Raw genomic sequence first — 25,495 nt, 5'->3', positions numbered from 1 at the left:
TGCGCCCATTGGATTGAGATTTCGTCCTCATCTCCAGTGTAGCTCTGTGCAAGCGATAGCTCCCTGCACAGTGAAAGAATCCCCTTGCGCGATTCAATGGGGAGACAGTCAACCATCGGAATAATTGCTAACCCACCCGCAACTTTTTGTTCACGGTAAATAACGCGAAAGTTTTCTAAGCCAATACGTTTGATATAAGTTTCACTTTCACCAAGCGCCATGACAAAGCACTGTTCAAAGATATTTCCTAGCTGTTGAATATCCTCTTGACTAGCCTTGGTGTATTTAAATCCAGGTGTTTGTGATGAGGTCATGTTAACCTCCTAGATGTGGGTATTTAATCAATTTTATTTGATGAGAAAGTGGATGCGATCGCCATCTCTAAAATAGGACTTACGCACCTAGATTATCTATTGAGACAGGGTGTAAGGGTTTAGGGGTGTAGGGGTATAGATTTAAAGCTTTTACACCCCTATCTATACCCTTGCCAAAACCCTTGATTTTTCGTTTTCATGCGATCGCCCTCTCTAAAATATAAAAGCGATGGCATATAACCATCGCTTCTACCCGTTAATTTTTCCCGTCCGGTCGTTGAATAATCGTTTCCACAACGCGCCGCTTGGCTTTGGGATCAATTCCGACTAACCGCACATATTCACCACTGTAATCAACTAAGCAAGCCTCTAGAGTTGAGATAGCATCTGACTCAGCATCAATATGCAGAGTCCCGCAACTTTGCCAAGAACCAGTGCGGAAGCGTCGCTCATCTACGTGTTCAAAGGTAATTTTATGACCTTGAGCCAAGATTTGCCGAATCTGTTCTTGGGTTTCTAAACTTAAATGAGTGTTAGATCCATCGTGCTTGTGACTTCCATTAGTTGATGGCTGACTAACTGGTCTTTCAGGCGCTGGGGGTGCAGGTTGATTACTTCTTCCTCGATTTAAACGATTGTATTCATCTACCAACTGAGAATTTTCCACCCGTTGTTGTTCAGCCAAGACAACTTTACCAGACTCGATTAAATTAGCAAGGCGGAAATCTGGCTTTTTAAACTCTGGTGGCCCTTCTACACTATTTACCACACGTAAAGATATCCGTTCAAACCCGACCTTATGGATAAAGTCGCGGATTTGTTCGTCGTAAATGCGCGATCGCAATGCGCTAAAAAAGTCAATTGATTGATTGGGGAAAGTATCAACTAATTGCTCAATTTCCCTTGGTGAAAGTCCATCCTCAGCGAAAATTCCCCCAACAATTCCCACCTTATCATCACGGTTGGGTTCCCAATAAAACTTCTCCATCCGTCCATCCCGAATTAACGGCGCGTAGAGAGTGGAAAAATCATTACCTGTAACGATAATTGGCACACGCCGAATCGGGTTAGAATCATAACTACCCGGTAACTGCACATCTGTCGGATTATCAGCAATATTCATCAGTGTGGCATTCACCAACTGAGTATTTACAGTATATTGAGTCCCCTCATCAAAGCGACCCGCACCTGCATCTAAATCGTTAATCATCAGTACACACATTTTACCGCGTACTTTGATCAGTTCTGCCGTTTCCCGATAGCGCAGCCGAATCAACCTAGCTGGATCTCCCGCGTCGGGACTTTCCAATTCGCCGCCAGAGATAAGTGTGACTTCCACACCCATCTTTTCAAAAGCTAACTCACATTGAAAGGTTTTCCCCTCACCTTTACGTCCATGAATCCCTAAAATGAGAGGAACTCGCACACCAGGAATATTCAAAAAGTTTTTGGTGATGTGAACAGCCAATTTATCCAGAAAGCGAGGAGCAATATAATAACCCATAAAATTCTTAGTTTATGACTGGTGATGCTTCATTAAAATAATGCTAAGTTTTTTTGGTGTCTATTGGTCACTTATCTTTTGGTAGATATCCAACGTTATAGGGCCAAATCTGTGTTTGGATGGGTATTAAAAGCGAACTCAGGAGTTAACTTGAGTCTTTGGTAAGGATGTTTTTTATTTCAGCAAAATTGACTATATTTAAGCTATTATTAATACTAATACCTCAAAATTAACCAAATTTTCATTTCTTGAGAAAAGAAAAAAAATATTGTCAATTGTATTACAGCTAACACTTGAAATGCCTACAGCCAAAAGAATCTTCTAGAATTAAGAAGGATGATAAGTACATATACCAACGGAGGAAGGAATAACTCATGGCTGGTGGCGAGTCTCAGACCCCTGTTACTCTGTCAGACAGAGAACTGCAAATTATCGACTTAGTGGCCGCTGGCTTAACTAACCAAGAGATTGCAGCAAAATTGGAAATTAGCAAACGTACAGTTGATAACCACATCAGCAACATTCTCGACAAGACGCGAACGGAAAACCGAGTAGCGCTTGTCAGATGGGCTTTACAGTGGGGTAAAGTCTGCTTGAATGACGTTAACTGCTGTCCTCTACCGAACCAGAACGATTAACACAGTCAATGGCGCGTGGCAAACGCCATTGAGTGCATTTAGCACTGCAATCAACGTTATCTGGAAATTCAGAGCATTTTGACGGTTTACTAAATGTTTTCTCCTCACGCATCTTTTTTGTGAACCTCTAGCGCAAATCTGGCAAACGTCAAAATCAAGCAGCACAGAATCATTCGCTGTTAGTTATCTTCTGCGGCTAATGAAGGGGTGTAGGGGTATGGGCATATGAGGGTATAGGGGTAAATGTTTAAAAGCCTTATCCTCAAGCCCTTACACCCCTACACCCCTTACGAACTTTATTAGAGCGGGAAAAAATCATCAACAAAAATTAGCAACAATACCTGGAATCAAGCGTTACATTTGTAAGAAATCTCTATTGCTCCATCAGCTTGGGGGGCAGTGTTCTTATGGATACTCCTGCTTCTATTCAAGGTAGCTCCTTTCCCTTTGATTTTTTTAATTTCGACTTGACAACAACCCAACCAACACAGGATGCTGATCTACTCAAAAATCTCTCCTTTGTACCAGGGTTGAAGGAAATTCTCATGTTACGGCAAGTTCACGCCCTGGAACACGCCACAGTTTGGGTTTTGAGCGAAACTAGAAACGTGCAAACGCCTATAACTCGACCAAGTACTGTTCAAGTGGATAACGAACTACTAGGCGGCTTGTCTACAGACCAGGGTTTCTACCTTTACGGCGAAGTGAATATTAGCGATTTGCGGCGTGCTGTCACCCTTGCTCACCACCGCCTCACAAATGGCGAATGGGATTTAGCCGTGCATCCCCGTTGCGGTACGAACTTATCAGTGGCTATGCTGCTGACGGCTGGGTTAGTGGTGGGTATAAATTTAATGCTACCATTCCGCCCTGTGGAACAATTGATTGGCTTAGGTTTAGCTGCTACCACCGCATCAGAACTTGCACCCGATTTAGGTTTAATCGCCCAGCGATACATCACCACCGCAATTCCCTTTAACTTGGTAGTAGAAAACATTACTCTTTCCCGCGATGCTTGGGGTCGCCAAGCCCATTTTGTCAAGATAAGCTGGCGGGATAGTCATTAGTCAGTTGACAGTTGACAGTTATCAGTTATCAGTTATCAGTTACCAGTTGTCAGTGATTAGTTTACAGAAGGCTTCTTCCTTTCCCCCTTTCCCCTTTCCCCTTTCCCCCTTCCCCCTTCCCCAGTCCCCACTCCCCAGTCCCCAGTCCCCACTCATGCGAAAACTTTACTTTTTACTCCCTGGAACTAATGGCAAATTTGCTTGCGGTGGTCTTTGGGCGGAGTTGAAAACGTTTAAGTTAGCTCAACAGGTTTGTCAGGCTGACGTAGTTACTTACCGTCAAAGAGAAACGGGTAAGTTATTTCTTGATGACTTGCTAAAGGAACAAAATTTAGATGATGTAATTTTTGTGATTAGTTGGGGGTTTGATATAGCTAAACTAGCTGCCAAACTCAAGCAATATAACGTCGTTTATCATGCTCACAGTGCAGGTTATAAGTTCAATCTACCCGCCAGTATTCCAATAATTACTGTCAGCCGTAACACTCTGGGATATTGGGGGCAAAAATCACCTAATTCTCTGATTTATTATTTACCTAACGAAATTAGTTATGAGTTTAAAAATTTACATCTAGAACGGGATATTGATGTTTTAGTTCAAGCAAGAAAATCTTCCGAATATCTATTAAAACAACTAATTCCCGCTTTACAGAAACAGTGTAAAGTTCAGGTAGTAACTTCTTATGTAGAAGATTTGCCTGGACTATTCAACCGCGCTAAAGTTTACCTTTATGATTCTGCTGAATACTGGGCGCAACAGAATGTAAGTGAAGGGTTTGGTTTGCAGCCGATGGAAGCTCTTGCTTGTGGTTGTCAGGTTTTTTCTAGCGTTAATGGTGGACTTTCAGATTATTTAGACCCTGGTTTTAATTGTTATAAAATTGCTGGATATTCTCAAGAATATGATGTAAAACGTATTATGAAGGTGATAGATTCTTCCATATCACCAAGTTTATCAGCAGATTTCTTTGCTGAGTATCGGGTTGAAAATATTATTAAGCGTTTGCAAGTAATATTGAATGAATTAAACGAGTTTTTTGACCATAAACAACAGCAATCAGGTAATATTCCGAGTTTGACTAGGGGACGTTTAACTAAACTTTTTATCAACAGAATATATGGTAAGTTCCAGAAAAAATATTTTCAAGGTTTGTAGAGTATTGTAATATATAGGATTAATACTGGATTTTTAAAAGATAGTTTCAGCTCGTAGGGTGGGCAATGCCCACCGTATCATGGTTTTGGTGGGCAATGCCCACCCTACAGTTACTGAGGACTAAAGTCCTCTCTGCGAGACGCTACGCGAACACTACAAACCCTAAAATAACTACCAATTAGCTACGGCTTGCGCGATCGCATCCTTAGCACCTGCTAAAGATTTTTCCCGCGCTTCATCACCCACATTCAGATTCTCAACATGGATAAATGTTACATCTATTAGCCCGATGAAACCCAAGATAGCACGGAGATAAGGTTCTTGAAAGTCGTAGGCTGCATAGGGTGTTCCAGGTGCGAAGCTACCACCACGGGATGTAATCACTAATACTTTTTTACTGCTATCTACTAAACCTTGGTAGCCATTTGCACCAACTGTAAATGTTCTTCCTACGCGCACTATTTGGTCAATATAAGCCTTTAAGGTTGAGGGTATAGTTAGATTATACATCGGTACGCCAAAAACGAGGCGATCGGCGGCGAGAAGTTCATCAATTAAGCTATCAGACAGCTTAATCGCTGCTTGTAATTCGGGGGTGTGTGTATCGGGTGATGAAAAAGCCGCAGCTATCCAGGGTTCATCTACGTGAGGAACAGGGTTGCGCCCTAAATCGCGGTAAGTTACTGTATCGCTTGGATGAGTATCTTTCCAAGATGTGATGAACTCATAAGAAAGGGTGCGGGAAATCGAGCGATCGCCACGCGGGCTAGAATCAATGTGGAGGATATTTGCCATAAGTAAATTATTTACTACTATGCAGATAACGAACTAACCGTCAAGTTCAAAATTACTTGCACAATTGACTTTAAACTATGTAAAGTTGATCTGAAAAGTACGCACTTAAAAGTAAGCTACTTACTAAAAAGGAACTATGAAAGCTGAAGCAGAAAGAGATGAAAGGCTGACTTGTGAAGTGGAAACCACTTTAAAAGTCATCGGTGGACGCTGGAAAGTTTTAATTATCAGAGAACTATTGTCTGGTGTAAAACGGTTTGGGGAATTGCAGCGAGCCTTACCGGGAATTACACAAAAAATGCTTACCCAACAACTGCGAGAAATGGAAGAAGACCGCATTATACACCGACAAGTGTATGCACAAATCCCCCCAAAGGTAGAATATTCTCTAACACCTTTGGGGGTCAGTTTACAACCTATTCTCTATGCTATGCACGAATGGGCTGTCAAGCATTTTTATCAAACAAATGCCAACGAAGATAGTCAGGTTGAATCTATTTAGTTACTTTGCAAATATTCCATTGCTGCTGCTAATTTAGAAGGGTAACTTTCAGCAAATCTTTCAAACCAAAGCCCTTCGGGAGAAAAGGGATCTAATTTTTTTAACCAATCTTTTGCTTGCTGTTTTAAAGCCTGTTGTTGTTGCGCCTTAATTTGCTCTTGTCGCAGTCTTTCTTGTTCTAGCTCTTGCTGTTTTCTCAATTCAACAGCCGCATCAACAGCCGCAAAATCAGCTTGAACTTCTGCCAAGATATTATCTATTATTGATAATGACTTAGGTTCAGATAAGCTCAGTGATGGGAATATATTTGGTTGTTGTAGTTGCTGTTGTGTTTGTTCGTTCTCATATTCAGCTTTGATTTGAGATAACAGCTTGTCTAGAGCATCCATAGCTAATCGTTAATCGCATTAAGTAATACTTCTGAAAGACTTAAATCTTCCATATCTTCCATTGTAATGGTGTCACAGATATCAAATTTAGCACCAGCACCTTGCAAATCATCATCTAAAGCTTTGAGAAAGCGCGTAGCTTGGGGATCTGTACCGACTTGAATGAAAGAAATGGCTAATTCCTCATCTCTATCCAGGCGGCGGGAAACTTCGATGATAACTTTCATCACAGCTTTGCGATCGTCTGGTTCACCATCAGTAACTACTATCATTGTCTCACCACTGGGCTTAGTTTTACCAGCAGCTTTACGTTCAAAATAATTATCTGTTGCGTGTTTTAAGACGGCGGCTAAATCAGTCGTTCCAGAGGGATCATTTTCCTGAAAAATCTGGTTCACTTTCGCTGATGTCACATTTTCATAGCGTTTAAATCTGCCAGAAAAGACATATACAGTAATCCCATCTGGGTCAAATTGTTCGCATTTACTAGCTAATGCTAAGGTAGATTCTTGTGCTGTTACCCATCTATTTCTACCACCCTTTTGATCAGGGGTAGCCATACTGCCACTTTTATCAATGATGAGAGTGTAATCACGATTTTCTAACATAATTTAACTTAGGAGGGGACAGGGGACAGGGGACAGGTTACAGGTGTTATGATTGATTTATGTCCTCAGTTATGGTTTGAGTGTCAATAACTAATCATTCACTGCATTCATTAAGACATCTGCGAGACTCATGTCTTCTAAATCGTCTAGGGTGACGGTATCGCAGATATCAAATTTAGCACCAACGCCTTGTAACTGGTCGTCTAAAGCTTTGAGAAATTTAGTAGCTTGCGGGTCTGAACCGACTTGAATGATGGAAATACCCAATTCTTCGTCGCGTTCCATTTGGCGAGTAGCGTGAATGATAGTTTCAAATACCGCCTTGCGATCGTCTGGTTCGCCGTCAGTAATGACTAAAATTGTCTCGCCATTGGCTTTAGTTCTACCCGCAGCTTTGCGTTGGAAATAATTATTCAAAGCGTCTTGCAATACACCTGCTAAGTTGGTTGTTCCAGCCGGGTCATTTTCTAAGAATATCTGGGCTACTTTGGCTGAGGTAACATCTTCATAGCGTTTAAATCTGCCAGAAAAGACATATACAGTAATTCCGTCTGGGTCAAACTGTTCGGCTTTTCTAGCTAAAGCCAAGGTTGACTCTTGGGCTATCTCCCATCTACTTCTACCACCAACTTGGTCAGGGGTAGACATACTACCGCTTTTGTCGATGATTAACGTATAGTCGCGATCGCTCATCATAATCTTCCTTTAATCACTACCCTGTCGTTCTAGTCTAGTCCACAAATCCCACGTCCACCCCAGGGTTTTAAGCTTTTGTAGCAATTTTGCCATTCAATTACTTTTATTTATGATATTGGGAGATGCGATCGCTAGCAGGACAAAAGTAGTTATGTTTACCAGAATAATGACCGTATTACGTATAAGGTAGGATGTAAAATATAGACAGTTACTCCTGAGTTTTCACGTTATGTGGAAAAGCCAAGGTCAGACCTAACCCCCCAGCCCCCTTCCCTACCAGGGAAGGGGGAGAAATCAAAGCCTCTCTCCTTGTAGGAGAGAGGTTTGGAGAGAGGTCTTCCATATGTGGTGAAAAGTCAGACAGTCCCTTTCCTAATTATGCCAAACTGATTATTTAGTAGTTAATTATGTATAGTGGTGAAATTACTCAATTAGAATCAGCAGATCCTCAAACTACCCAACATCAAAAACCTCATCAACTGCTATCTACCCAGGAGATAAAAGTATTAAACAGTCGTTCTAACGCCAAAGGGTTACTGCAACTAGCTCTCCATCTCACAGTCATGGCTTGCAGTGGCTATCTGTGGGGGACAAACTGGGGTAATTGGGCGTTAGCGATTCCATCTTTAGTGGTTTATGGCTTTAGTATTGCTGCTATGTTTGCACCCATGCACGAATGCGTTCATAGAACAGCCTTTGCTGCTCATCCTTTAAATAATGCTGTTGCTTGGTGTGCAGGTGTATTGTCTTTTTACAATAGCGCCTTCTTCCGTTACTATCACAAATGGCATCACCTATATACTCGTGTTCCTGATAAAGACCCAGAGTTAACTGATCCCATACCCAGCAACTTTGCTAAATACTTATTAATCATTAGCGGTTTACCCTGGTGGTTAGGAAAAATTTCTGGACATTTTCAGATTGCATTCGGTCAAATAGAAAATTTTCCCTTTATCCCAGAATCAGCACGTACTCAAGTTATTCGCTCCACTCGGCTGCAATTGGCAGTTTATGCAGGTATGATTGCTGTCTCCATTGTATTAGGTCAGCCTTTATTTATTATTTATTGGCTACTACCATTGATGATTGGTCAGCCAATACTGCGTTTTATTCTGTTAGCAGAACATAGAGGTTGCACACTTGATGGTAATTTGTTGACAAATACGCGCACAACAATAACTCTGTGGCCTGTGCGCTTTTTTATGTGGAGTATGTGTTTTCATGCAGAGCATCATTTATATCCCTCAATACCTTTCCATGCGCTGGGTGATGCTCATAAGCTGTTGAGTCAGCATTTTATTCACATTGAGCCAGGGTATATAAAAGTCAACAGCGATATTGTGATTAAATCGGGACAATCAGCAATCTGATGAAATTTCCGTAGGCTAAGAGAATTACACACTCTTTTGAAAGAGAAAGACCCTAGTTTTGTTAACAACAGCCTTTAAAAACAATTCTTTAAAGTAAACAACAACAATCTAGTACGAATGTATTGACATTAGAGAAATTTAATATTAAGCTTTTATAGGAAGTCAATGAAGTAAACAAAGAAGGTGAAAGTTCAAAAAGTTAGGATTCCTGACAGCAACGAAGTTGCTTGGACAGTGATAGGTGATAACTATCTTCCAATGATTCCTATCCAAGAGTTTCTTGACTGTTTATCCAAAAACACAGGAATCCCAGTAACTCCACATATGTTTAGACATACTCATGCAACTGAGTTAATTCGTAGCAAAATGAAAATGTCTTATGTTCAAAAGCGACTAAGACAAGCTAGTATTCAAACGGCTATTAATACTTATATTCATTTAAATACGTTGCAACTAACTTGAAACAAATCATTACTTCTCTGGAGAATACAGATGTCTCACTCACGTAATGTTGAAGGATTAATTAAAAATGCTCAAAAGAAAAGGCTGGAAGCTCTTGAAAGAACCGAACAGGGTATTAATCAACTTTTGAAAGAAGGAAAGACAGTCACTTTTAAAGCAGTTTCTGAAATTGCCGATGTTTCAACTGCATGGCTTTACAAAGAGCCAGATATTAAAACTAGAATCGAATTTCTTAGAGAAAATAGTATAGACAATAAATCTTTTTGTACAAAAAACAAAGCTTCTGAAGAATCAAAAGCATCAATAGTTAAGACATTGAAAGAGCGAATTAAAAAGTTAGAGGCTGAAAACAGAGAACTTAGAGATCACATTGAAGTTGTCAGTGGAGAACTTATTAGAATTTCTTCTTTAGAGATGCAAATTGTGTCTCTTAAATCTGAAAACGCAAGTCTTAAAGAACAGTTAGATGCGTGTTCCGAGCAGTCTAATATATCTTAGAAAAAGCAGCAAAAAATACAAAAACAAATCCTTGTATTCAATTGCGGCTTGATGAACTTGGGGTTAAATTAAATTCAACTTTAATTAAGGCAATAACAGAGAGTATTGAAGAGACTATTCAGCTAGCTATTAAGGCACTTAAGGAACAAAAATCTTTGCGACAAGTTAAAAATCCTGCCGAATTTTTAGTTGACACAATAAAAAATACCTTGCAACCTAATACCAACTACGAGCAGAGAACAAAAATGAATACCTTCAATGAATGATTTGTAGTGGCTAAAAAACAGGTTTTAGTAGTGGCAGCAACTCGTTTTGATGGAGTTTTACAGGTACTAACCTCTACAGAAAAGTGGATTCCCTGGCAGTAAATGATATTACAGCATTCTTTAGAAAAACTAAATTGAGCCACTGAAAACAAAACGGCAAGACTTGTGTCTTACCGTTCTTATTTTGTATGGGTGGCGCTTGGCGCTGGACACGACTCCTAATCCCGGTTCCAAGAGATTCAACTCCCCTGCTGTCCAGAATTAACTATAAATTGTGTTTAAAAGCTTAGTGAGAATATAAATAAAATTTAATATATCTTTACGTTTAACAGTACAAGAAAAACGGGCAGAGTCACCCGTTTTTAACATTTTGATAGAAATTTTAATCTTCTTCTAGAATACGTCTGTGTTTTTCTAAAGACTCTTTAGCCTGTTTTTGTGCTTTCATAGTGTCCTGATATTCTTTAATAGTCTTACTAATATCAGGATTTAGGTTCAAATAAAGGTCTTCGTATTCTTGATCTATTGCACTGGGTTTAGTTACTTGACTTTTGGCACTTCGCTTCATCTTCTTCTCCACTTTAGCGCATTTTGCAGTAATTTTCAGATGGTACTTACTAGTTGCATATTTTCTTTTGTTTAATCCAATCAAATCCATCTCCTTTAGTTATTACTGCTACATCAATAAAACCTCCTACAGTCTCATAGCTCATAGACATTTTTTGCTTTAAAGCTGTTATATTTACCAATGACTCTGCTAAAACTGCAAGTTCTTCTTTTGGTAAGGCTGCAACAGCATTAACAAGAGGATCTACAAATTCTTTCTGACGATAATCTATCATGGTTTGACCAAAATCATTAACAAGACCATCACTTATTTTTTTCAACTTTCTAGAAATCTTGTTTTTTTCAGAATCGGTCAAATCATTCAAATTATCCAAAATAATATTTGGATATCCTTGAAATATCTCCACTAAATATTGATTAGTATAATTTACATAATCAGGGTTAACTCCTTCTACAAAAGTGTAAACCATTTCTTGTTGAGCAAAAGGAACAATTGCTGCTGTCATTGTTGTGCTTGCTTCAACTTTATGGGTTTGATCATATTTTAACTTGTTATTCGCTACTCCTTCTATAAAGTAAGAAACAACCGAGGGAAAATATTCTTTATCTCCAAAACCAGCAATAACAATTCCAGAGGATGAACGCGGAGTATTAATTTTACGTATAAATAGCTCGCAGCATATTTCAGTCAACTTAGCATCAAGACTTTTTGTAATATTTATAGGTAGCCTATAAAACGTATCTTTCTTTACTTCTTCAATTTGTTTACTGTATGTATTAATAATATCTTTAGCGTGTTCTTCTGGTACAGTAGTCAATTTATCTTGTTCTTTTAAAACATTAAGAAAATGAGTTATTGCTTTTGAAGCAATATTTCTAATTTCAGCCTTATTAATTTCACCTACCTCATTAATTTTTGCATCTACCTTGCGTTGGATCATTCCCATGATCATGAAAAAAAACTCAGCAATTGTTGTATATACATAACGCTCTTGCTCTGACGGAGGAAATAGTGGACTACCATCATTTAAAGACGTAATAAATTGATCTGCGTATTCTTGCACAGTATCGAATTGCTGGTCTTTAAGCTTATTTGTATAAGTTTTTATAATTGTTTCCCAAGGTATTCCCATCAATTCACTATTCCCAAAAATCATAATTCCTACAGGATGAAAATTAGAAAGTCTAAAAAGCTTATTTGCAGTGTTATAAACTTTTCTACCTTGTCCTTTGACAACAGTAACAGCACTATCGGCAGCCAATGCAACACCCATTTTATTGATTACAGCTACTTCTGCTGTCATATTTAATCTTCGTCGTTTTTAACTTTGTTTACTTCATAAGTATACTTATGAAGTAAACAAAGGTCAATACCTGCTACTTTGTAGAATTGTAAATAAAGTAAAAATGCTCGCTAGGCAAGCATTTCAAAGAAGATTATATAGATAACCTGCGGTGGACTAGTACGGGTGCATAACAAACGCCAGGAATTTCTCTGGGTTCATCCTCAGTTTGTGGGTGAGTATTAACCCACTGCAAGGGTTGTACAAAGGTTAGTGATACTGCCTTTAAGATGGGAAAAGATAGGGCTTCATTGGGAGGAAGCGATCGCCATGACTGTGATTCTAGCTAAGTGGACGATTGACGAATATCACCGGATGATTGAGGCTGGCATTTTGTGCGATCGCCAGGTTGAACTACTGCAAGGAGACATCGTAGAAATGTCTCCCGAAAGAGAAGCCCACGCTTATTGTAGTCATGAAGCAGGCGAATATCTGGTGAAGTTATTGGGCGATCGCGCTAAAATTCGTCAAGCCAAGCCTATCACCCTACCCAACGACTCAGAACCCGAACCAGATATTGCGATCGTCCAACGTTTAGGGCGCGAATACCGACAGCATCATCCTTACCCAAACAATATTTTCTGGGTAATTGAGTATGCTAACTCCAGCTTAGAGAAAGATTTAGAGACGAAAAGCAAAATTTACGCCCAAGCAGGCATTTTAGAGTATTGGGTTGTAAATCTCAAAAAGCTCAACTTAGTGGTGTTCCGAGACATTTTAGATGGAGAATACGCCACAAAACAAACCTTAACCACTGGCAACATTCAACCCCTTGCATTTCCCGATATTTTTGTCTCAGTGGAAAGAATTATTAATTAGTTGACAGTTGACAGGTGACAGGTGACAGGTGACAGGTGACAGTTGTTCTCCTCTGCTCCTTTCCCCTCCTGGGAGGGGTTAGGGGTGGGTTGCTCCCTCATCTCCCCCATCTCCCCCCACTCCCCCATCTCCCCCATCTCCCCCATCTCCCCCCACTCCCTCATCTCCCCCATCTCCCCCCACTCCCCCATCTCCCCCATCTCCCCCCACTCCCTCATCTCCCCCATCTCCCCCCACTCCCCCATCTCCCCCCAAATTCCCCCCTTGGCGATGTGGGCAAACTCCATCCTCGTTATAAATTAATAATGTATCTATAACACCGGACTACGGGCTTAGTCTTTCACAGTGAAGGTTTTGGAAATGTTTGCTCCGTCAGAGACTTATATACTGGGAATAATTGTACTTGTAGCTTTCACCATTTTGGGTTGGGGCTTTTATCGCGCCAGACCTTTTGGTAAACTGGGAATCCTAGCTTGGTTGCAGTCGGTGGTTTTGATGGCTCCCTGGCTGTTGTTTTTTGGCTTGTTTGCTGCCGGAATTTATATCAATATAGTCGGGATATTGTTCTTGGTTGTGGGTTCGGCTGGACTGTACATCTACTTGGGTAGACAGTTACGGGCGGCTGGGCAAGATGCTATCCTCAAGCAACGGGCTACGGAAAGGCTAGCGGCTGAATCTGCACCACCGCCAGAAGTTCCGCAGCCAGCAGGGGTAATTGTGGAAGTAATGCCAATCCCGGAAGAAGACTTAAATGTGATTAAAAGCATTTTTGGGATTGATACATTTTTCGCCACAGAAACGATCGCCTACCAAGAAGGTGCTATCTTCAAAGGTAATCTGCGCGGCGAACCTGAAGAGGTTCACAGCCGTTTGACTAAGAGTTTGCAAGATAAGTTAGGTGAGAAATATCGTCTGTTTTTGGTAGAAAACACCGATGGTAAACCTGTCGTCATTGTCCTACCAAGTACCAATGATCCGCGTCCCACTACTTTACCGCAGAAAGCCTTTGCCGCTATCCTGGGTATAGCAACTATCGGTACTAGCTTAGAAACTGCGGGATTACTCCTAAATTTTGATTTATTTAGTACCCCAGAACGCTTACCTACCGCTTTACCCATAGGCTTAGGTATATTTGCAATCTTAGTCGCTCACGAAATTGGGCATTGGATAATTGCTCGTCGTCATCAAGTCCGCCTGAGCTGGCCTTTCTTTTTACCAGCTGTGCAAATTGGCTCTTTTGGCGCAATTACCCGCTTTGAGTCACAGTTACCCAATCGCTCAGTATTATTCGATATTGCCGTGGCTGGGCCAATAGCTGGCGGTGTTGTTTCGCTATTGATGCTGGTTGCTGGTTTACTCCTATCTCACCCAGGGAGTTTATTTCAGTTACCCAATCAGTTTTTCCAAGGCTCAATTTTGGTCGGTAGTTTGGCGCGGGTTGTCTTAGGTTCCGCTTTGCAATCACCTTTAGTTAACGTCCACCCCTTGGTAATCATTGGTTGGCTGGGTTTGGTCATCACAGCCTTAAACTTAATGCCAGCAGGTTCTTTAGATGGTGGGCGCATTGTTCAGGCAATTTACGGACGCAAAACCGCAGGAAGAGCAACACTTGCTACTTTAATTGTCCTAGCTTTGGTATCTTTGGGGAATGCTTTGGCGATGTATTGGGCGATCGTCATTTTATTCCTACAACGTGATTTAGAACGCCCCAGCTTGAATGAAATTAGCGAACCCGATGATGCTAGGGCTGCTTTGGGTTTACTGGTTCTATTCTTGATGATTACTACCCTTTTACCCCTAACTCCCGGCTTGGCTGGACGCTTGGGTATTGGTTAGTTATCAGTTATCAGTTATCAGTTATCAGTTATCAGTTATCAATTTTTGGACTGATAACTGTTGACTATTGACTATTGACTATTGACTATTGACTATTGACTATTGACTATTGACTATTGACTGTTGACTATTGACTATTGACTGATTAAATGGCTGCTAACCAAGTTTGTAAATCAGCCAAATTGGTAAAGTCTAATAGTGCTTCGCTCAAATCTTCGAGAACAGGTAGAGGTAGACTAGAAATTTGCGATCGCACTTCCTCAGATATTACTCCAAACCGCTTACTTAGCAATCGAATAACTAAATTAACCGCTTCTTGCTGTCGTCCTTCTTCCCTTCCTTCTTCTCGTCCTTCTTCTCGTCCTTCTTCTCGTCCTTCTTCTTTAATTTCTCGGTAAACTCGCGTTTCTTGGAGTGTAATACCCAACATTTCCTCTACCTCTGCTTTACTTAATTGTTCAAACTTATACACCATAATAGTTGTGATCATCTCTATTATGGCTCGACTTGATGGTTGAGATGCTTCCTGCTGAGTTCTGGTTAATAAATACCTAGCTTCTTGTGGTGCTTGTTCTTCGTCTATTGTAGTTAATACCATCAACGCTAACCATAAAGGTAATTGCCGAATATCTCCCAATTCATCTAAATACACTCGATGAACTTGGTCGCTATTAAGTAACGCACGACAAGGATGAATATCACTTTGTTCAGTTTGCCGCGAAGGATAAATGATTACTGTTTCCCAATCGCTAAATCTGGCACGGTTGCGGTAGAAATATAACCAGGATTCGGCAAAAACCCTTTCATAAAGTTGTTCGTCTTTCTGGAATTGCACCTCACAGAAATAGACAACACCCGGACTTTCGCTTTCTGGTGGTAAAAATACTCCATCAATCTCAAATTTCGGTTCTTTAACAGCTACAGAATCAAATTGATAAGCCTCTGCATTTGTTGGACGGTTTGTCAATAGTTCAAATAGTAAACTAGGGTATTGTTGAAAGAGTTTGTAAAATATAGAGTCTCGGCGCATGACAGTTGACAGTTGACAGGTGACAGGTGACAGGTGACAGGTGATAGGTGACAGGTGATAGGTGACAGGTGACAGGTGACAGGTGACAGTGATGATGAATATTTTCTCCTCTGCTCCTTTCCCCTCCTGGGAGGGGTTAGGGGTGGGTTGCTCCTCTGCTCCTCTGCTCCTCTGCTCCCTCATCTCCCCCCACTCCCCTATCTAACGCTTCCAACCTGTAATCAAATTAGGATATTTGGCTGGTTGGGCGAATATTTGCCTAAAGGCGGCTTGACGTTGTGAGGATGTTTCTTGGCTGAGGTTCCAGAGGGTTTCGTAGAAGAAGAAGGAAACACCAGCAAAGTTGCGATCGCGTACTTTTTGCACTTGGGTTTGAATCTGTTGCATCGATACAGACCTATTTTTCAACCCTGCTAAAATCCCAATACTTACAGGGATATGTGCTTTAGCTGCTTTCACTTCTGGATATTCCAATTCTTGCACAAAGACGTTTAAATCATCCCGGTAAATCTGCAATACCAATTCTTCAATTAATCCCATCCTTTCCCATTTTTGCCAGTCTGCAAGAAAGTATTCGTAAGAAAAACGTTGAGGATTAGGTGCAACGGAAACTAAACAATCTCTTTTTGTCGCTTTAATCGCTTTAAATACCCGTTGCATGAAGTTGGTGATTTTACTAGCTCGCCAACGCACCCATTCTGGATCACGGGGGTTTTTCGATGGGGCTTGACCACGGTGTTCTTTTTTGTATAAAGCTACTGTGTAAGCATCATAGCCCAATTCTGAGGGTAAGCCGAAATGATCATCGAATTGAATGCCATCAATGTCATAGTTTCGCACAATCTCCACAATTAAATCTTGAATAAATTGTTGCACCTCTGGGCGAAAGGGATTTAACCATACCCGATCATGTATACCTTCCTTAACTATGCGGCTACCATTGCTGAGATTGGTGAGCCATTGGGGACGATTTTTCGCCAACAGAGAATCTGCGGGAGCCATGAAGCCAAATTCAAACCAAGGAATTACCGTTAACCCTTGTTTATGTCCTTCCGTGACGATTTCTTTGAGCATATCTCGCCCTTGTAACCCTGGGGTAGGGTCAAGAGCGCGTCCTATCACTTTGGCGGCGACTTTGCTAGGGTAAAGTGTATATCCCCAATTCCATACTGCCGGATATACAGTATTAAAGTTAAGTTCATCTAAGCGTTGTAAAGATTTTTTGAGGCGATCGCCTGCAAACAGCACATCGCTATCAATATTAGTTAACCATACGCCTCTTAACTCAGATGCTATTGTTGTATTAGGTGTGATTTGAGCATTTAAGGGCAACGATAACATCACCGTAGCCACACAACTCAAAACCAGGATTACACAAAAGAAAACTCGCTTTCTAATTGTCAACATCTTCCGCCATAAAGACTCACCACACCACTGCACAAAAACTTTCATAGATTCTTCAGACATCCGCAGATAAAACATGAACCATGACTGTAATAGTTAAGCAGAAGTTGCGTCCTTTTGTTAGCCTTGAGCGATCGCCATTCGCGGAGCGTTCCGCAGGAAAGGCGGGGCGGAGCATCGTCGCAGCGCCTTACATCAATTGCTGTCACTTCAAAAAACCACACAGTTCCGATGAGACATTTCACAGTCAAGGATGAAAACGGGACTGGCATTGTTACTCATAACTCACCATTTTCATATTATTTTATTTCTCAAAGCCTTACTTTTATATAAGTTTTCAAATATGTAAATTAAGAGTTTTTAAGATTATCTGATTTTCTCCCTAATTACAAAATTGATGCTTTAAGCTGCTATTAGCTCGTCTATAAGCAAATTACGTTAAGAATTTGTCATATTCTTTTACCACTCTTATCAGGTATATTTGATATTTTCTTAACAAGAACCTTTCCATCTTAATTATTCTTACTATGATTGATAGCAAACAAAATCTTACACGCCCCAGACGCTTACTTTCCTTGGATGGTGGAGGTATTCGAGGTATCATCCCCGCTCAAATTCTCTTGAAAATAGAAAATTTACTCTGCAATCAACCTAATTCTCCTTGGAAATGTTTAGGCGACTATTTTGATTTTATCGGAGGTACGAGTACAGGTTCAATTATCGCCGCCGGATTAGCTAAAGGCATGAAAGTACAAGATATTTTAGATGTCTATACAAAACATGGTAAAGAAATCTTTAGTCACAATTGTTTGATTGGTCAATTTTGGTCAAAATATGACCCGACCAACTTAGAAAAAAAGCTACAAGAAATCCTTGGTCAAACAACTCTTGGTGACAAAGAACTAAAATCTTATTTAATGATAGTCTCCCAAAATGTCACCACTGACCGCACTTGGTTTTTTGTTAGCCACCCAAACAATCAATTTTTTGAGCAAAATAAAAACATTCCCCTTTGGCACTTAGCAAGAGCTAGTTCAGCCGCACCAACTTATTTTCCACCCCATACCATAAATATTAAAAATGGCAAGCCTAATGAATTTGTTGATGGTGCGATGAGTCAATTTAACAACCCATCTTTTCAGTTATTTTTAGAAACTACTAATAAAGATTATGGCATTAAGTGGCAAACTGGTGCTGATAAACTTTTGATGATTTCTATTGGTACAGGCTTTAATAATCACCCAGTTCCCGCAGGGAAAGCTAAAGACTATACAATCATCGATTGGGCTGGTTATTCAATCAATAACTTTATGGAGGATGCTAATATACAACAAAATTTATTAATGGGAATTATTGGCAAACCACCTCAATCAAATAGTTCTAAAGCTAAAGATGCTGATGTTACCCTACCAGAAATTGACAACATCGAAGAGCTAAGAACAGGCGGGATACCTACTAATAATAGTGAAAGCAATTCTCAGTTACTCACCTATTACCGTCATACAACTTCATTTTCAAAAGAACGTTTTAAAAAATTAGGCTTGTCACATATTGACCCAGATTCAGTATCATCAATAGATTGTGTAGATCGGATTCGCGAATTATGTGAAATTGGTCAGGCAGTAGCTGAAGAACAGGTGAAAAAGGAAAAGTTTAATGGCTTCTTAGAACCTGATAATTAAGGCTATATTTCTAGAGATTCTACTATCAATAAAAAACAAAATGTAAATGGGGATGGAGCCTGGAAACATCCTACCCAATTTAACCGTCTACAGTTATAGCAAAGTGTTGATTGCTGAGGATCAACTCTGTTACTGAAAGGCTTTGAGCGTTCAACAATGTCTGAACGAGTGCGACTAGGACAACAGTACCGAAAATGGCATTCGTCAAGATGTATTGAATAATTAAGTCATACAATACCTGACAAATTCAAAGAAAAAGTTGGTCAGTTCAACCTAGTGCGATCGCGTAGCGTAACGTAGATAGCCAATTGGTAACAATGACCGAAAAAAGAGGGATGTGTACGGTTTTGATGGTAAATCTCTTATCTGAAAAATTATGCTACAGACTTATCGTAATACCAAAACTCAAATTATTACTGCTTTAATTTTGACTGGACTTTTATCTGTTGGTAGCGGTTTCACATTCATTAAAAGTGCTAGTGCTGCATCGACAAATTTTCTCGCCCAAACATCTAACGAACTGCTCAAACAAAATATTAGAAGCGACCGCTTACCGCGTTCCGTCGCTAATGCTATCTTACGAGATTTAGCCAGTAGGCAAGGAAGTTTTGCCGGAGCATTTCAAATTACTGATTATCGTCAACAAACTTGGCGTAATGGTTGTTTAGAATTACAACGTCCTGATGAACTTTGTACTCAAGCATTAGTTCCAGGTTGGCGAGTTGTGGTATCTCGTGGTAGACAAAGTTGGGTTTATCATAGTAATCAAACAGGTTCCGTAATCAGGCTCAACGAACGAGGTAACACAGGTAGATTACCCCAAAATGTGAGAAATGCCGTATTACGCCAAGCTAGCGAAATTACCAGATTACCAATCAGAGCGCTGAGTATTGTAGAATTTCAGCAGACAAGTTGGGCTGAAGGTTGTGAACGCCCCACATTCCCCAATGCTTGTGATCAAATTGTCGTCTCTGGTTGGCAACTGACGGTAGGTGCTGGCGATCGCCGTTGGGTATTTGTTGCTAATGACAATGGTTCTAGAGTTGAGTTAAAATCTGGAAGTAACTCTAGTACTAATTTACCGCAGTCTATTGTAGAACAGGTAATAGCCGATGCTTCCAGACGTATCAGAAGTAGAATTGCACTCGGCCCTAGAAACATCACTCAAGCACAACGGGTAGTTTGGAGTAATAGCTGTCTAGACTTAGGTGGGGCGGCGGAGAGTTGTCTGTTTGCACGGGTTCCCGGTTGGCGTGTCACCGTCACGGTAGGTTCGGAAAGGTTGGTGTATCATACTGACAATAATTCTCAAGTCAGGTTTAATCGAGATGCTAGCACGACTATTAGTAATGTGGGTACAGGTGAACCGATATCCATACCTGAAAGTGAATTACCGCCACCTTTAGAGAGAAATGTGGTGTTCCGGGAAATTTCTAGTGGTGGCTTTGCGGGTAGAACCTATGAGACAACTTTGCTCAACGATGGGCGATTAATTCTTGTGCGTCTTGGTGATGCTAATGATTCTGAACGCAGTGTGCGGCGTTTGAGTCGCCAACAATTACAGCAATTTCAGCAATTGCTCAGACGTTCTAGAGATGAGTTTGATAATCTGCGTTATCCTGCACCCAGAAACAGTGCTGATTATATTACCTACACTCTTACGAGTCAAGATGGTACAGTCGAGTATAGTGATATTTCCCAAGATAACCTCCCAGCCAATTTACAGGCTGTAATTAGGGCTTGGAATCAACTTAACGATACTAACGATACCCAAACCCCAGATGATAATCTCAACCCTGTACCAATTCGCCCCAGCCAGTTACCACTACCTTTAGATCAAGGTGTTGTTTTCCGGGAAATTTCTAGCGGTGGCTTTGCGGGTAGAACTTACGAAACAATATTAAGGGATGATGGGTTATTAATTCGTGTACGCATTGGCGATGCTAATGATTCTGAACGCAGTGTGCGTCGTGTTTCTACACAACAAGTGCGTCAATTCCAACGCCTGCTAGAACGCAGAGCCGAGGAGTTCCAAAATATCAGCTACCCAGCCCCTAGAGGCTCGGCTGACTTTATTACCTACACTCTCACCAGTGAAGATGGTACGGTACAGTACAACGATATTTCCCAGAATAACTTGCCGCAGGATTTACAAACAGTGCTGCAAGCTTGGAGAGATATTCTCAACAATGCTCGGTAAACTCTCTTGTAGTAAGGACTTTAGTCCTTAATTTCTCAGCACTAATATCAAGTTCGCTTAAATACTTATCATATCTTGGGGACTGGTAATAGGTAATCGGTAATCGGTAATGGCTCAAAACAATTACCTATTAGCTATTACCTATTACCGACCAAAACAACTATATTACAAGTAATTAGCCGAACTTGATATAAAGTGCTTACTACAAACTTCTTTACCAAAACATTCCACCAATTTTAAATCAAGATCAACTGTTAAGAAACAAGTAAAATCCTCTTCCCTTCTGCCTCCTGCCTTGTTTCTTAAAAGTCAACCCAAAACTTCTGGCGAAAACATATCCAACAATACCTGAAAGTATGGCATTAAGGTTTTAGACTGTTCTGGTGTTAAGCAATTGTTTATTTCTTCTCCTAGTAAATGTAACATTTGCCGCACTAATTCCCAACGCACTTTTAGCGTAGGATATAACATGACGCATAAGGGAAATAACTCTTGTTGAATAGATGCAATACTTTCCTCTAAAGCACACACCCACAAATATACCTGAAACATTTCTACGTCTCTGATGCTAGAGATTTGTACTATGGGGTTACTCAAAACACCAGACATAGAAGAGTAATTTGGGTACATTTCTATTACCCTTTGAGAAATCTTCTTGGCAATTTTGGTACTGATTGGTAATAATTGCTGTACTGCGGACAGAACTGGAGAATTATAATCATGATTTGCGGCTGCTTCATAAGCACGCTGTAATGGCATATATAAGTGGTCATCAATGACTTTGAAGTATGCAGCCACAAGCGATCGCTCAAGTATTGTGAGCGGTTCGATCAACATTTGGCTAGTATAATGAAACTGCATACTCACAAAGCCAATCACTCTCGGCTCAATACTTGTGTATTTATTTCTGATGGCTCCTATATCTGGACTAATTACTGTAGCTAATTTATTAGGCGCTACCTGTTCTGTATAGATATCCGGTGCTTGTCCATCTAAGTAATTCATCACCAGAGAAAGCGGTCTTTGTGTAGTTTGTTGAGTATATACATCTAAAATTTTTTGATAAATCTTGAAAGAGTCCCCTGCTATTTCCCACGGATTAATGAGATGGGACTCTATATTATGCTGTATAATTTGTGTTGATAACAGAGATTCTGTTTTACTCCAGGCTTTAGCGCTTACACTCCGCAAAGATTCCATGATTTTCTTTGCTGTTCTTTCTCGTCCGGTTGAAGATACGACTTCAGCTAAATTAGACAAGTTACTGCGTTCTTCAACGCTACTATTATTAACTCGAATATTTTGTAAATACCTTTTAGCCCATTGTTGTGCTAAAGAATTAACCGGGGGTTCCATTCTTTTCTCTAAAGGTTCTATGCTGCTTTTGCCTGAAGTTTCTAATTTTATGGACATTAATTTATGCTTAATCTTTCTTAACAGGTCTGGATAACAAGATAATTCTTTCAGTAGCTCAGTTGCAATATTGTAATTACTGAGATTAATTAAAGTTATTGATAACATATGATTAACCACTAGGAAGATATTTTTTAATACTTAGTATAATTTGATGCTTATTTTGTGAGAGTTATGCAATAATGCGTAAACATGAAAACCTTCAACCTTTTAGCTTGAACTGACAGAAGCCCACACTCACCCTGAAAGGGGAGTGTGTGGAGTACGTCACGAATTAAGGTGATGGCTATATCTTCGGTTGTGCATTCTGTGGTGAGTCAAATTTGTATTCGTATTCCTCAGTTTTACCATCGCCAACCAGTCCTCTCACAATTGATTTCTGGTTATGGATTAATGGTGAATATTACCGCAGCTTTTTTGGATGCAGAAACTAAAAAAGACGGTTGGTTTAATTTAGAAATACAAGGTGGTGAGCAAGATGTGAAAGCAGGAATTGATTACTTAAAAACATTAAATATAGAAGTTGAAATTATTAAATTCACATTTATAAAAGGTGAAGAAAACGAATTAAATCTATGGCAATTTGATTTGAGTGAGGCGCTACTTAGGCAAGAGTCAGAGGTAGAATTAACAGCTATAGAAAGTAAAATTAATCGAGCTAAATTTCATGTCTGCATTTCCCAAAATTATCGTTCTTATCCTATAATTGCAGGCTTAATAACGTACAGTGGATTAACTGTCGATATTGTGGGAGCTTTATTAGAAACAAGTAGCGAAAATGATGGATGGTTTGATTTAGAACTATGGGGTAGACCACAACAAATTATTTCAGGATTAAGATATCTCAAAGAAAGAGGTTTGCAAATTTGGTTGTAATGATACTGAATTATATTAAGTTTGGCTAATGAGTGAGGATATCGTTGGTTTAATAGGTAATAGGGAATTGGTAATTGTTTCATAGCATTACCGATTACCTATTATCAACCCCCAAGATATTCTCATTGTTGAAACTAACATGATATTACACAGTCTGCGTTCGCGCTAGTTAACCTAATTTATAAATTATAGAGGGGAATAAAACTATGACTCATGCTTGTTGTGGCCCTGGCTATGCTTCCCCAGAAGCAGCTATTCAGGCAGAACGAGAAAAAGTATTATATGCGATCGCACTCTACACAGGTACAGAAATCGCAGCACCAGATTACCTCGCAACCATAGATGTTGATCCTCACTCCCCCACCTACTCGCAAATCATACATCGCCTACCTATGCCCTACATAGGTGATGAATTACATCATTTTGGTTGGAATGCTTGTAGTTCTTGTCATGGTGATGCTAGTAAATCCCGAAGGTTTACGATTATCCCTGGTTTGCGTTCCAGCCGCATCTATATAGTAGATACAGCAGATGCAAAAGCGCCAAAACTCCACAAAGTGATTGAACCAGAAGAAATTATAGCCAAGACAAATCTCACCGCACCCCATACAGTACATTGTCTAGCCGATGGTCATGTGATGATTTCCATGTTGGGTGATGGTGAAGGTAATGGCCCAGGTGGCTTTTTGTTACTAGATGAAAACTTTGACATTGCTGGACGTTGGGAACATCAAGCCCAGGGGATGCGGTTTAATTATGACTTTTGGTATCAACCGCGTCATAATGTGATGGTAAGTAGTGAGTGGGGCGCACCCAAAACATTTTATCCTGGTTTCGACCTCAATGATGTAAAATCAGGTAATTACGGTCAGCAAATTCATTTTTGGGATTGGCAAAACCGCAACATCATCCAAACATTTGACTTGGGTGAGGAAGGTTTAATTCCCTTAGAAGTGAGGTTTCACCATAACCCCGACAGTACACATGGTTTTGTCGCCACCGCACTGAGTAGTAACGTTTGGCATTGGCACAAACCCAACGGTCATTGGCAAGTAGAGAAAGTGATTGATATTCCCTCAGTGGAGGTGGAAGGCTGGCCGATACCTGTGCCATCGTTAATTACAGATATCTTAATTTCTGTGAGCGATCGCTATATTTACTTTTCTAACTGGCTGCATGGCGACATTCGTCAATATGATATCAGTGACCCGGCTCATCCCCAACTCACTGGTCAAGTTTGGTGTGGCGGTTTACTCGGAAAAACTAGCGAAGTCCAAGGTCATAAATTAGCAGGCGGGCCACAAATGATCCAACTTAGCCTAGATGGTAAGCGCCTGTATGTAACTAATTCTCTGTTTAGTAGTTGGGATAATCAGTTTTACCCAGACTTATCTAAAACTGGCTCTTATCTATTACAGATTGATTGCGATATAGAAAATGGTGGCATGAAAATCAACGAAAACTTCTATGTTGATTTTGGCAAAGAACCCGCAGGCCCAGCTCGCGCCCATGAAATGCGGTATCCAGGCGGTGACTGTACATCAGATATTTGGGTTTAAAAGTCTTCAGGGCTGCTGTCTCTGTGTCTTTGTGGTAATTGACCACAGAGGCACAAAGTCAAAAACTGGTAAAAGAAAACTGCTGTGTTATTCTGCTTTTTCCTTTGACTAATTCATTTAATTTATTGTTAGTAACAAATAAGAATTTCATAATTTAGGAAATATTTTCTTATCTTCTGGATAACTTATCTTTCTTCACTCTCAAATCCCTTGGCAAGCAGGAAACTCAATATTAGTGGTGCTGAGACAATAACTCACCCATAACCAAACATCATTTTAAAAGGAAGAAATACTCATGGCTACGCAAACTAAAACCGCCATTGCTAATCTCAGTGATGATTTGTTACAGTTGCAAAAACCTGTGTACTCAAGTTTAACAGTTGCTATATTACGAGTCGTGATGCGTAAAGAAAGCGTCATTCATGCGGGGGTAAAGCGCGAATGCGCCGAATTTATTCGGCTTTAAAAACAGTTTGCCCGTTTTTAAGATATCATAGGTAT

27 protein-coding genes and 1 pseudogene are annotated in these 25,495 nt (G+C 40.2%); 16 read left to right on the top strand and 12 right to left on the bottom strand.

What is annotated here, in order from left to right:
• Window positions 1-314 (bottom strand): annotated as a pseudogene (locus H6G83_RS35685) (hypothetical protein); the annotation flags it as partial.
• Window positions 315-570: 256 nt separating this feature from the next.
• On the bottom strand, window positions 571-1,818 hold the full coding sequence (locus H6G83_RS32135; RefSeq protein ID WP_190479764.1) for a ribulose bisphosphate carboxylase small subunit: 1,248 nt from the start codon (window positions 1,816-1,818) through the stop codon (window positions 571-573).
• Window positions 1,819-2,192: 374 nt separating this feature from the next.
• On the opposite strand from H6G83_RS32135, the gene pedR reads away from it, so the two are divergent.
• From pedR to H6G83_RS32120, 3 genes are all read left to right on the top strand, one after another.
• Window positions 2,193-2,456, top strand: a complete 264-nt coding sequence (gene pedR, locus H6G83_RS32130; RefSeq protein WP_190479761.1) for a photosynthetic electron transport-dependent transcriptional regulator PedR — start codon at window positions 2,193-2,195, stop codon at window positions 2,454-2,456.
• Between the two features lie 407 nt (window positions 2,457-2,863).
• Window positions 2,864-3,523 (top strand): DUF6391 domain-containing protein, encoded by a 660-nt coding sequence (locus H6G83_RS32125; protein WP_190479759.1) that lies wholly within the window; start codon window positions 2,864-2,866, stop codon window positions 3,521-3,523.
• Between the two features lie 154 nt (window positions 3,524-3,677).
• Window positions 3,678-4,679 carry a glycosyltransferase gene (locus tag H6G83_RS32120; RefSeq protein WP_190479757.1) on the top strand — a complete coding sequence of 334 codons (1,002 nt, stop codon included), beginning with the start codon at window positions 3,678-3,680 and terminating at the stop codon, window positions 4,677-4,679.
• Between the two features lie 171 nt (window positions 4,680-4,850).
• Here H6G83_RS32120 and H6G83_RS32115 read toward each other — a convergent pair whose 3' ends face one another.
• Window positions 4,851-5,474, bottom strand: coding sequence for an FMN-dependent NADH-azoreductase (locus tag H6G83_RS32115; RefSeq protein ID WP_190479754.1), 624 nt, complete (start codon window positions 5,472-5,474; stop codon window positions 4,851-4,853).
• Window positions 5,475-5,610: 136 nt separating this feature from the next.
• Here H6G83_RS32115 and H6G83_RS32110 point away from each other — a divergent pair, with 136 nt between their 5' ends.
• Window positions 5,611-5,976: a winged helix-turn-helix transcriptional regulator gene (locus H6G83_RS32110; protein WP_190479753.1), complete on the top strand. Its 366-nt coding sequence runs from the start codon at window positions 5,611-5,613 to the stop codon at window positions 5,974-5,976.
• Here the strand turns inward: H6G83_RS32110 and H6G83_RS32105 are convergent.
• The 3 genes from H6G83_RS32105 to H6G83_RS32095 all read right to left on the bottom strand — a co-directional run bounded on the left by H6G83_RS32105 (window position 5,973) and on the right by H6G83_RS32095 (window position 7,669).
• The gene (locus H6G83_RS32105) at window positions 5,973-6,365 is read right to left on the bottom strand and encodes a salt stress protein, Slr1339 family (RefSeq protein WP_190479751.1); all 393 of its coding nucleotides are present in this window, start codon (window positions 6,363-6,365) and stop codon (window positions 5,973-5,975) included. The two genes, H6G83_RS32110 and H6G83_RS32105, sit on opposite strands and share 4 nt — an antisense overlap.
• Window positions 6,366-6,367: 2 nt before the next feature.
• Entirely contained in the window at window positions 6,368-6,973 is a 606-nt protein-coding gene (locus H6G83_RS32100; RefSeq protein WP_190479748.1) for a vWA domain-containing protein, read from the bottom strand.
• Between the two features lie 90 nt (window positions 6,974-7,063).
• The gene (locus tag H6G83_RS32095) at window positions 7,064-7,669 is read right to left on the bottom strand and encodes a vWA domain-containing protein (protein WP_190479746.1); all 606 of its coding nucleotides are present in this window, start codon (window positions 7,667-7,669) and stop codon (window positions 7,064-7,066) included.
• Window positions 7,670-8,076: 407 nt separating this feature from the next.
• On the opposite strand from H6G83_RS32095, the gene H6G83_RS32090 reads away from it, so the two are divergent.
• The 4 genes from H6G83_RS32090 (at window position 8,077) to H6G83_RS32075 (ending at window position 10,265) form a co-directional block, all read left to right on the top strand.
• Entirely contained in the window at window positions 8,077-9,039 is a 963-nt protein-coding gene (locus tag H6G83_RS32090; protein WP_190479744.1) for a fatty acid desaturase family protein, read from the top strand.
• Between the two features lie 258 nt (window positions 9,040-9,297).
• Entirely contained in the window at window positions 9,298-9,501 is a 204-nt protein-coding gene (locus tag H6G83_RS32085; RefSeq protein ID WP_277876470.1) for a tyrosine-type recombinase/integrase, read from the top strand.
• Between the two features lie 30 nt (window positions 9,502-9,531).
• A complete protein-coding gene (locus H6G83_RS32080; protein WP_190479742.1) occupies window positions 9,532-9,999 on the top strand; it encodes a DUF6262 family protein in 468 nt (155 codons plus the stop codon).
• A gap of 41 nt (window positions 10,000-10,040) precedes the next feature.
• Window positions 10,041-10,265, top strand: a complete 225-nt coding sequence (locus H6G83_RS32075; RefSeq protein WP_190479741.1) for a hypothetical protein — start codon at window positions 10,041-10,043, stop codon at window positions 10,263-10,265.
• Between the two features lie 382 nt (window positions 10,266-10,647).
• Here the strand turns inward: H6G83_RS32075 and H6G83_RS32070 are convergent, their stop codons facing one another.
• Both H6G83_RS32070 and H6G83_RS32065 read right to left on the bottom strand, forming a co-directional pair.
• Window positions 10,648-10,833: a hypothetical protein gene (locus H6G83_RS32070; RefSeq protein WP_190479739.1), complete on the bottom strand. Its 186-nt coding sequence runs from the start codon at window positions 10,831-10,833 to the stop codon at window positions 10,648-10,650.
• A 49-nt stretch (window positions 10,834-10,882) separates the two neighbouring features.
• On the bottom strand, window positions 10,883-12,136 hold the full coding sequence (locus tag H6G83_RS32065) for a hypothetical protein (protein ID WP_190479737.1): 1,254 nt from the start codon (window positions 12,134-12,136) through the stop codon (window positions 10,883-10,885).
• Between the two features lie 309 nt (window positions 12,137-12,445).
• Here H6G83_RS32065 and H6G83_RS32060 point away from each other — a divergent pair, with 309 nt between their 5' ends.
• Entirely contained in the window at window positions 12,446-12,994 is a 549-nt protein-coding gene (locus H6G83_RS32060; protein ID WP_190479772.1) for a Uma2 family endonuclease, read from the top strand.
• Between the two features lie 78 nt (window positions 12,995-13,072).
• Here the strand turns inward: H6G83_RS32060 and H6G83_RS35680 are convergent, their stop codons facing one another.
• A complete protein-coding gene (locus H6G83_RS35680) occupies window positions 13,073-13,231 on the bottom strand; it encodes a hypothetical protein (RefSeq protein ID WP_242044973.1) in 159 nt (52 codons plus the stop codon).
• 123 nt (window positions 13,232-13,354) lie between these two features.
• Here H6G83_RS35680 and H6G83_RS32050 point away from each other — a divergent pair, with 123 nt between their 5' ends.
• Window positions 13,355-14,830, top strand: a complete 1,476-nt coding sequence (locus H6G83_RS32050) for a site-2 protease family protein (protein ID WP_190479733.1) — start codon at window positions 13,355-13,357, stop codon at window positions 14,828-14,830.
• Between the two features lie 145 nt (window positions 14,831-14,975).
• Here H6G83_RS32050 and H6G83_RS32045 read toward each other — a convergent pair whose 3' ends face one another.
• The gene (locus H6G83_RS32045) at window positions 14,976-15,860 is read right to left on the bottom strand and encodes an Rpn family recombination-promoting nuclease/putative transposase (protein ID WP_190479770.1); all 885 of its coding nucleotides are present in this window, start codon (window positions 15,858-15,860) and stop codon (window positions 14,976-14,978) included.
• A 201-nt stretch (window positions 15,861-16,061) separates the two neighbouring features.
• Window positions 16,062-17,312 (bottom strand): glycoside hydrolase family 10 protein, encoded by a 1,251-nt coding sequence (locus H6G83_RS32040; protein WP_190479768.1) that lies wholly within the window; start codon window positions 17,310-17,312, stop codon window positions 16,062-16,064.
• 35 nt (window positions 17,313-17,347) lie between these two features.
• Here H6G83_RS32040 and H6G83_RS32035 point away from each other — a divergent pair, with 35 nt between their 5' ends.
• From H6G83_RS32035 to H6G83_RS32025, 3 genes are all read left to right on the top strand, one after another.
• Window positions 17,348-17,521 (top strand): hypothetical protein, encoded by a 174-nt coding sequence (locus tag H6G83_RS32035; protein WP_190479731.1) that lies wholly within the window; start codon window positions 17,348-17,350, stop codon window positions 17,519-17,521.
• Between the two features lie 270 nt (window positions 17,522-17,791).
• Window positions 17,792-18,946: a patatin-like phospholipase family protein gene (locus H6G83_RS32030; RefSeq protein WP_190479729.1), complete on the top strand. Its 1,155-nt coding sequence runs from the start codon at window positions 17,792-17,794 to the stop codon at window positions 18,944-18,946.
• A gap of 376 nt (window positions 18,947-19,322) precedes the next feature.
• Window positions 19,323-21,146 carry a hypothetical protein gene (locus H6G83_RS32025; RefSeq protein WP_190479727.1) on the top strand — a complete coding sequence of 608 codons (1,824 nt, stop codon included), beginning with the start codon at window positions 19,323-19,325 and terminating at the stop codon, window positions 21,144-21,146.
• A gap of 309 nt (window positions 21,147-21,455) precedes the next feature.
• Here the strand turns inward: H6G83_RS32025 and H6G83_RS32020 are convergent, their stop codons facing one another.
• A complete protein-coding gene (locus H6G83_RS32020; protein WP_242044972.1) occupies window positions 21,456-22,559 on the bottom strand; it encodes a hypothetical protein in 1,104 nt (367 codons plus the stop codon).
• 282 nt (window positions 22,560-22,841) lie between these two features.
• Here H6G83_RS32020 and H6G83_RS32015 point away from each other — a divergent pair, with 282 nt between their 5' ends.
• From H6G83_RS32015 to H6G83_RS32005, 3 genes are all read left to right on the top strand, one after another.
• On the top strand, window positions 22,842-23,435 hold the full coding sequence (locus H6G83_RS32015) for an NIL domain-containing protein (protein ID WP_190479725.1): 594 nt from the start codon (window positions 22,842-22,844) through the stop codon (window positions 23,433-23,435).
• Between the two features lie 206 nt (window positions 23,436-23,641).
• Entirely contained in the window at window positions 23,642-24,994 is a 1,353-nt protein-coding gene (locus H6G83_RS32010; protein WP_190479723.1) for a selenium-binding family protein, read from the top strand.
• 295 nt (window positions 24,995-25,289) lie between these two features.
• A complete protein-coding gene (locus tag H6G83_RS32005) occupies window positions 25,290-25,460 on the top strand; it encodes a hypothetical protein (protein ID WP_190479720.1) in 171 nt (56 codons plus the stop codon).
• The last annotated feature ends 35 nt before the right edge of the window (window positions 25,461-25,495 follow it).

This window comes from Anabaena azotica FACHB-119, assembly GCF_014697625.1.
GTDB lineage: Bacteria > Cyanobacteriota > Cyanobacteriia > Cyanobacteriales > Nostocaceae > Trichormus > Trichormus azoticus_A.
The sequence above is the reverse complement of the archived record's forward strand: the minus strand, read 5'-3'. Positions and strand labels throughout refer to the sequence as shown.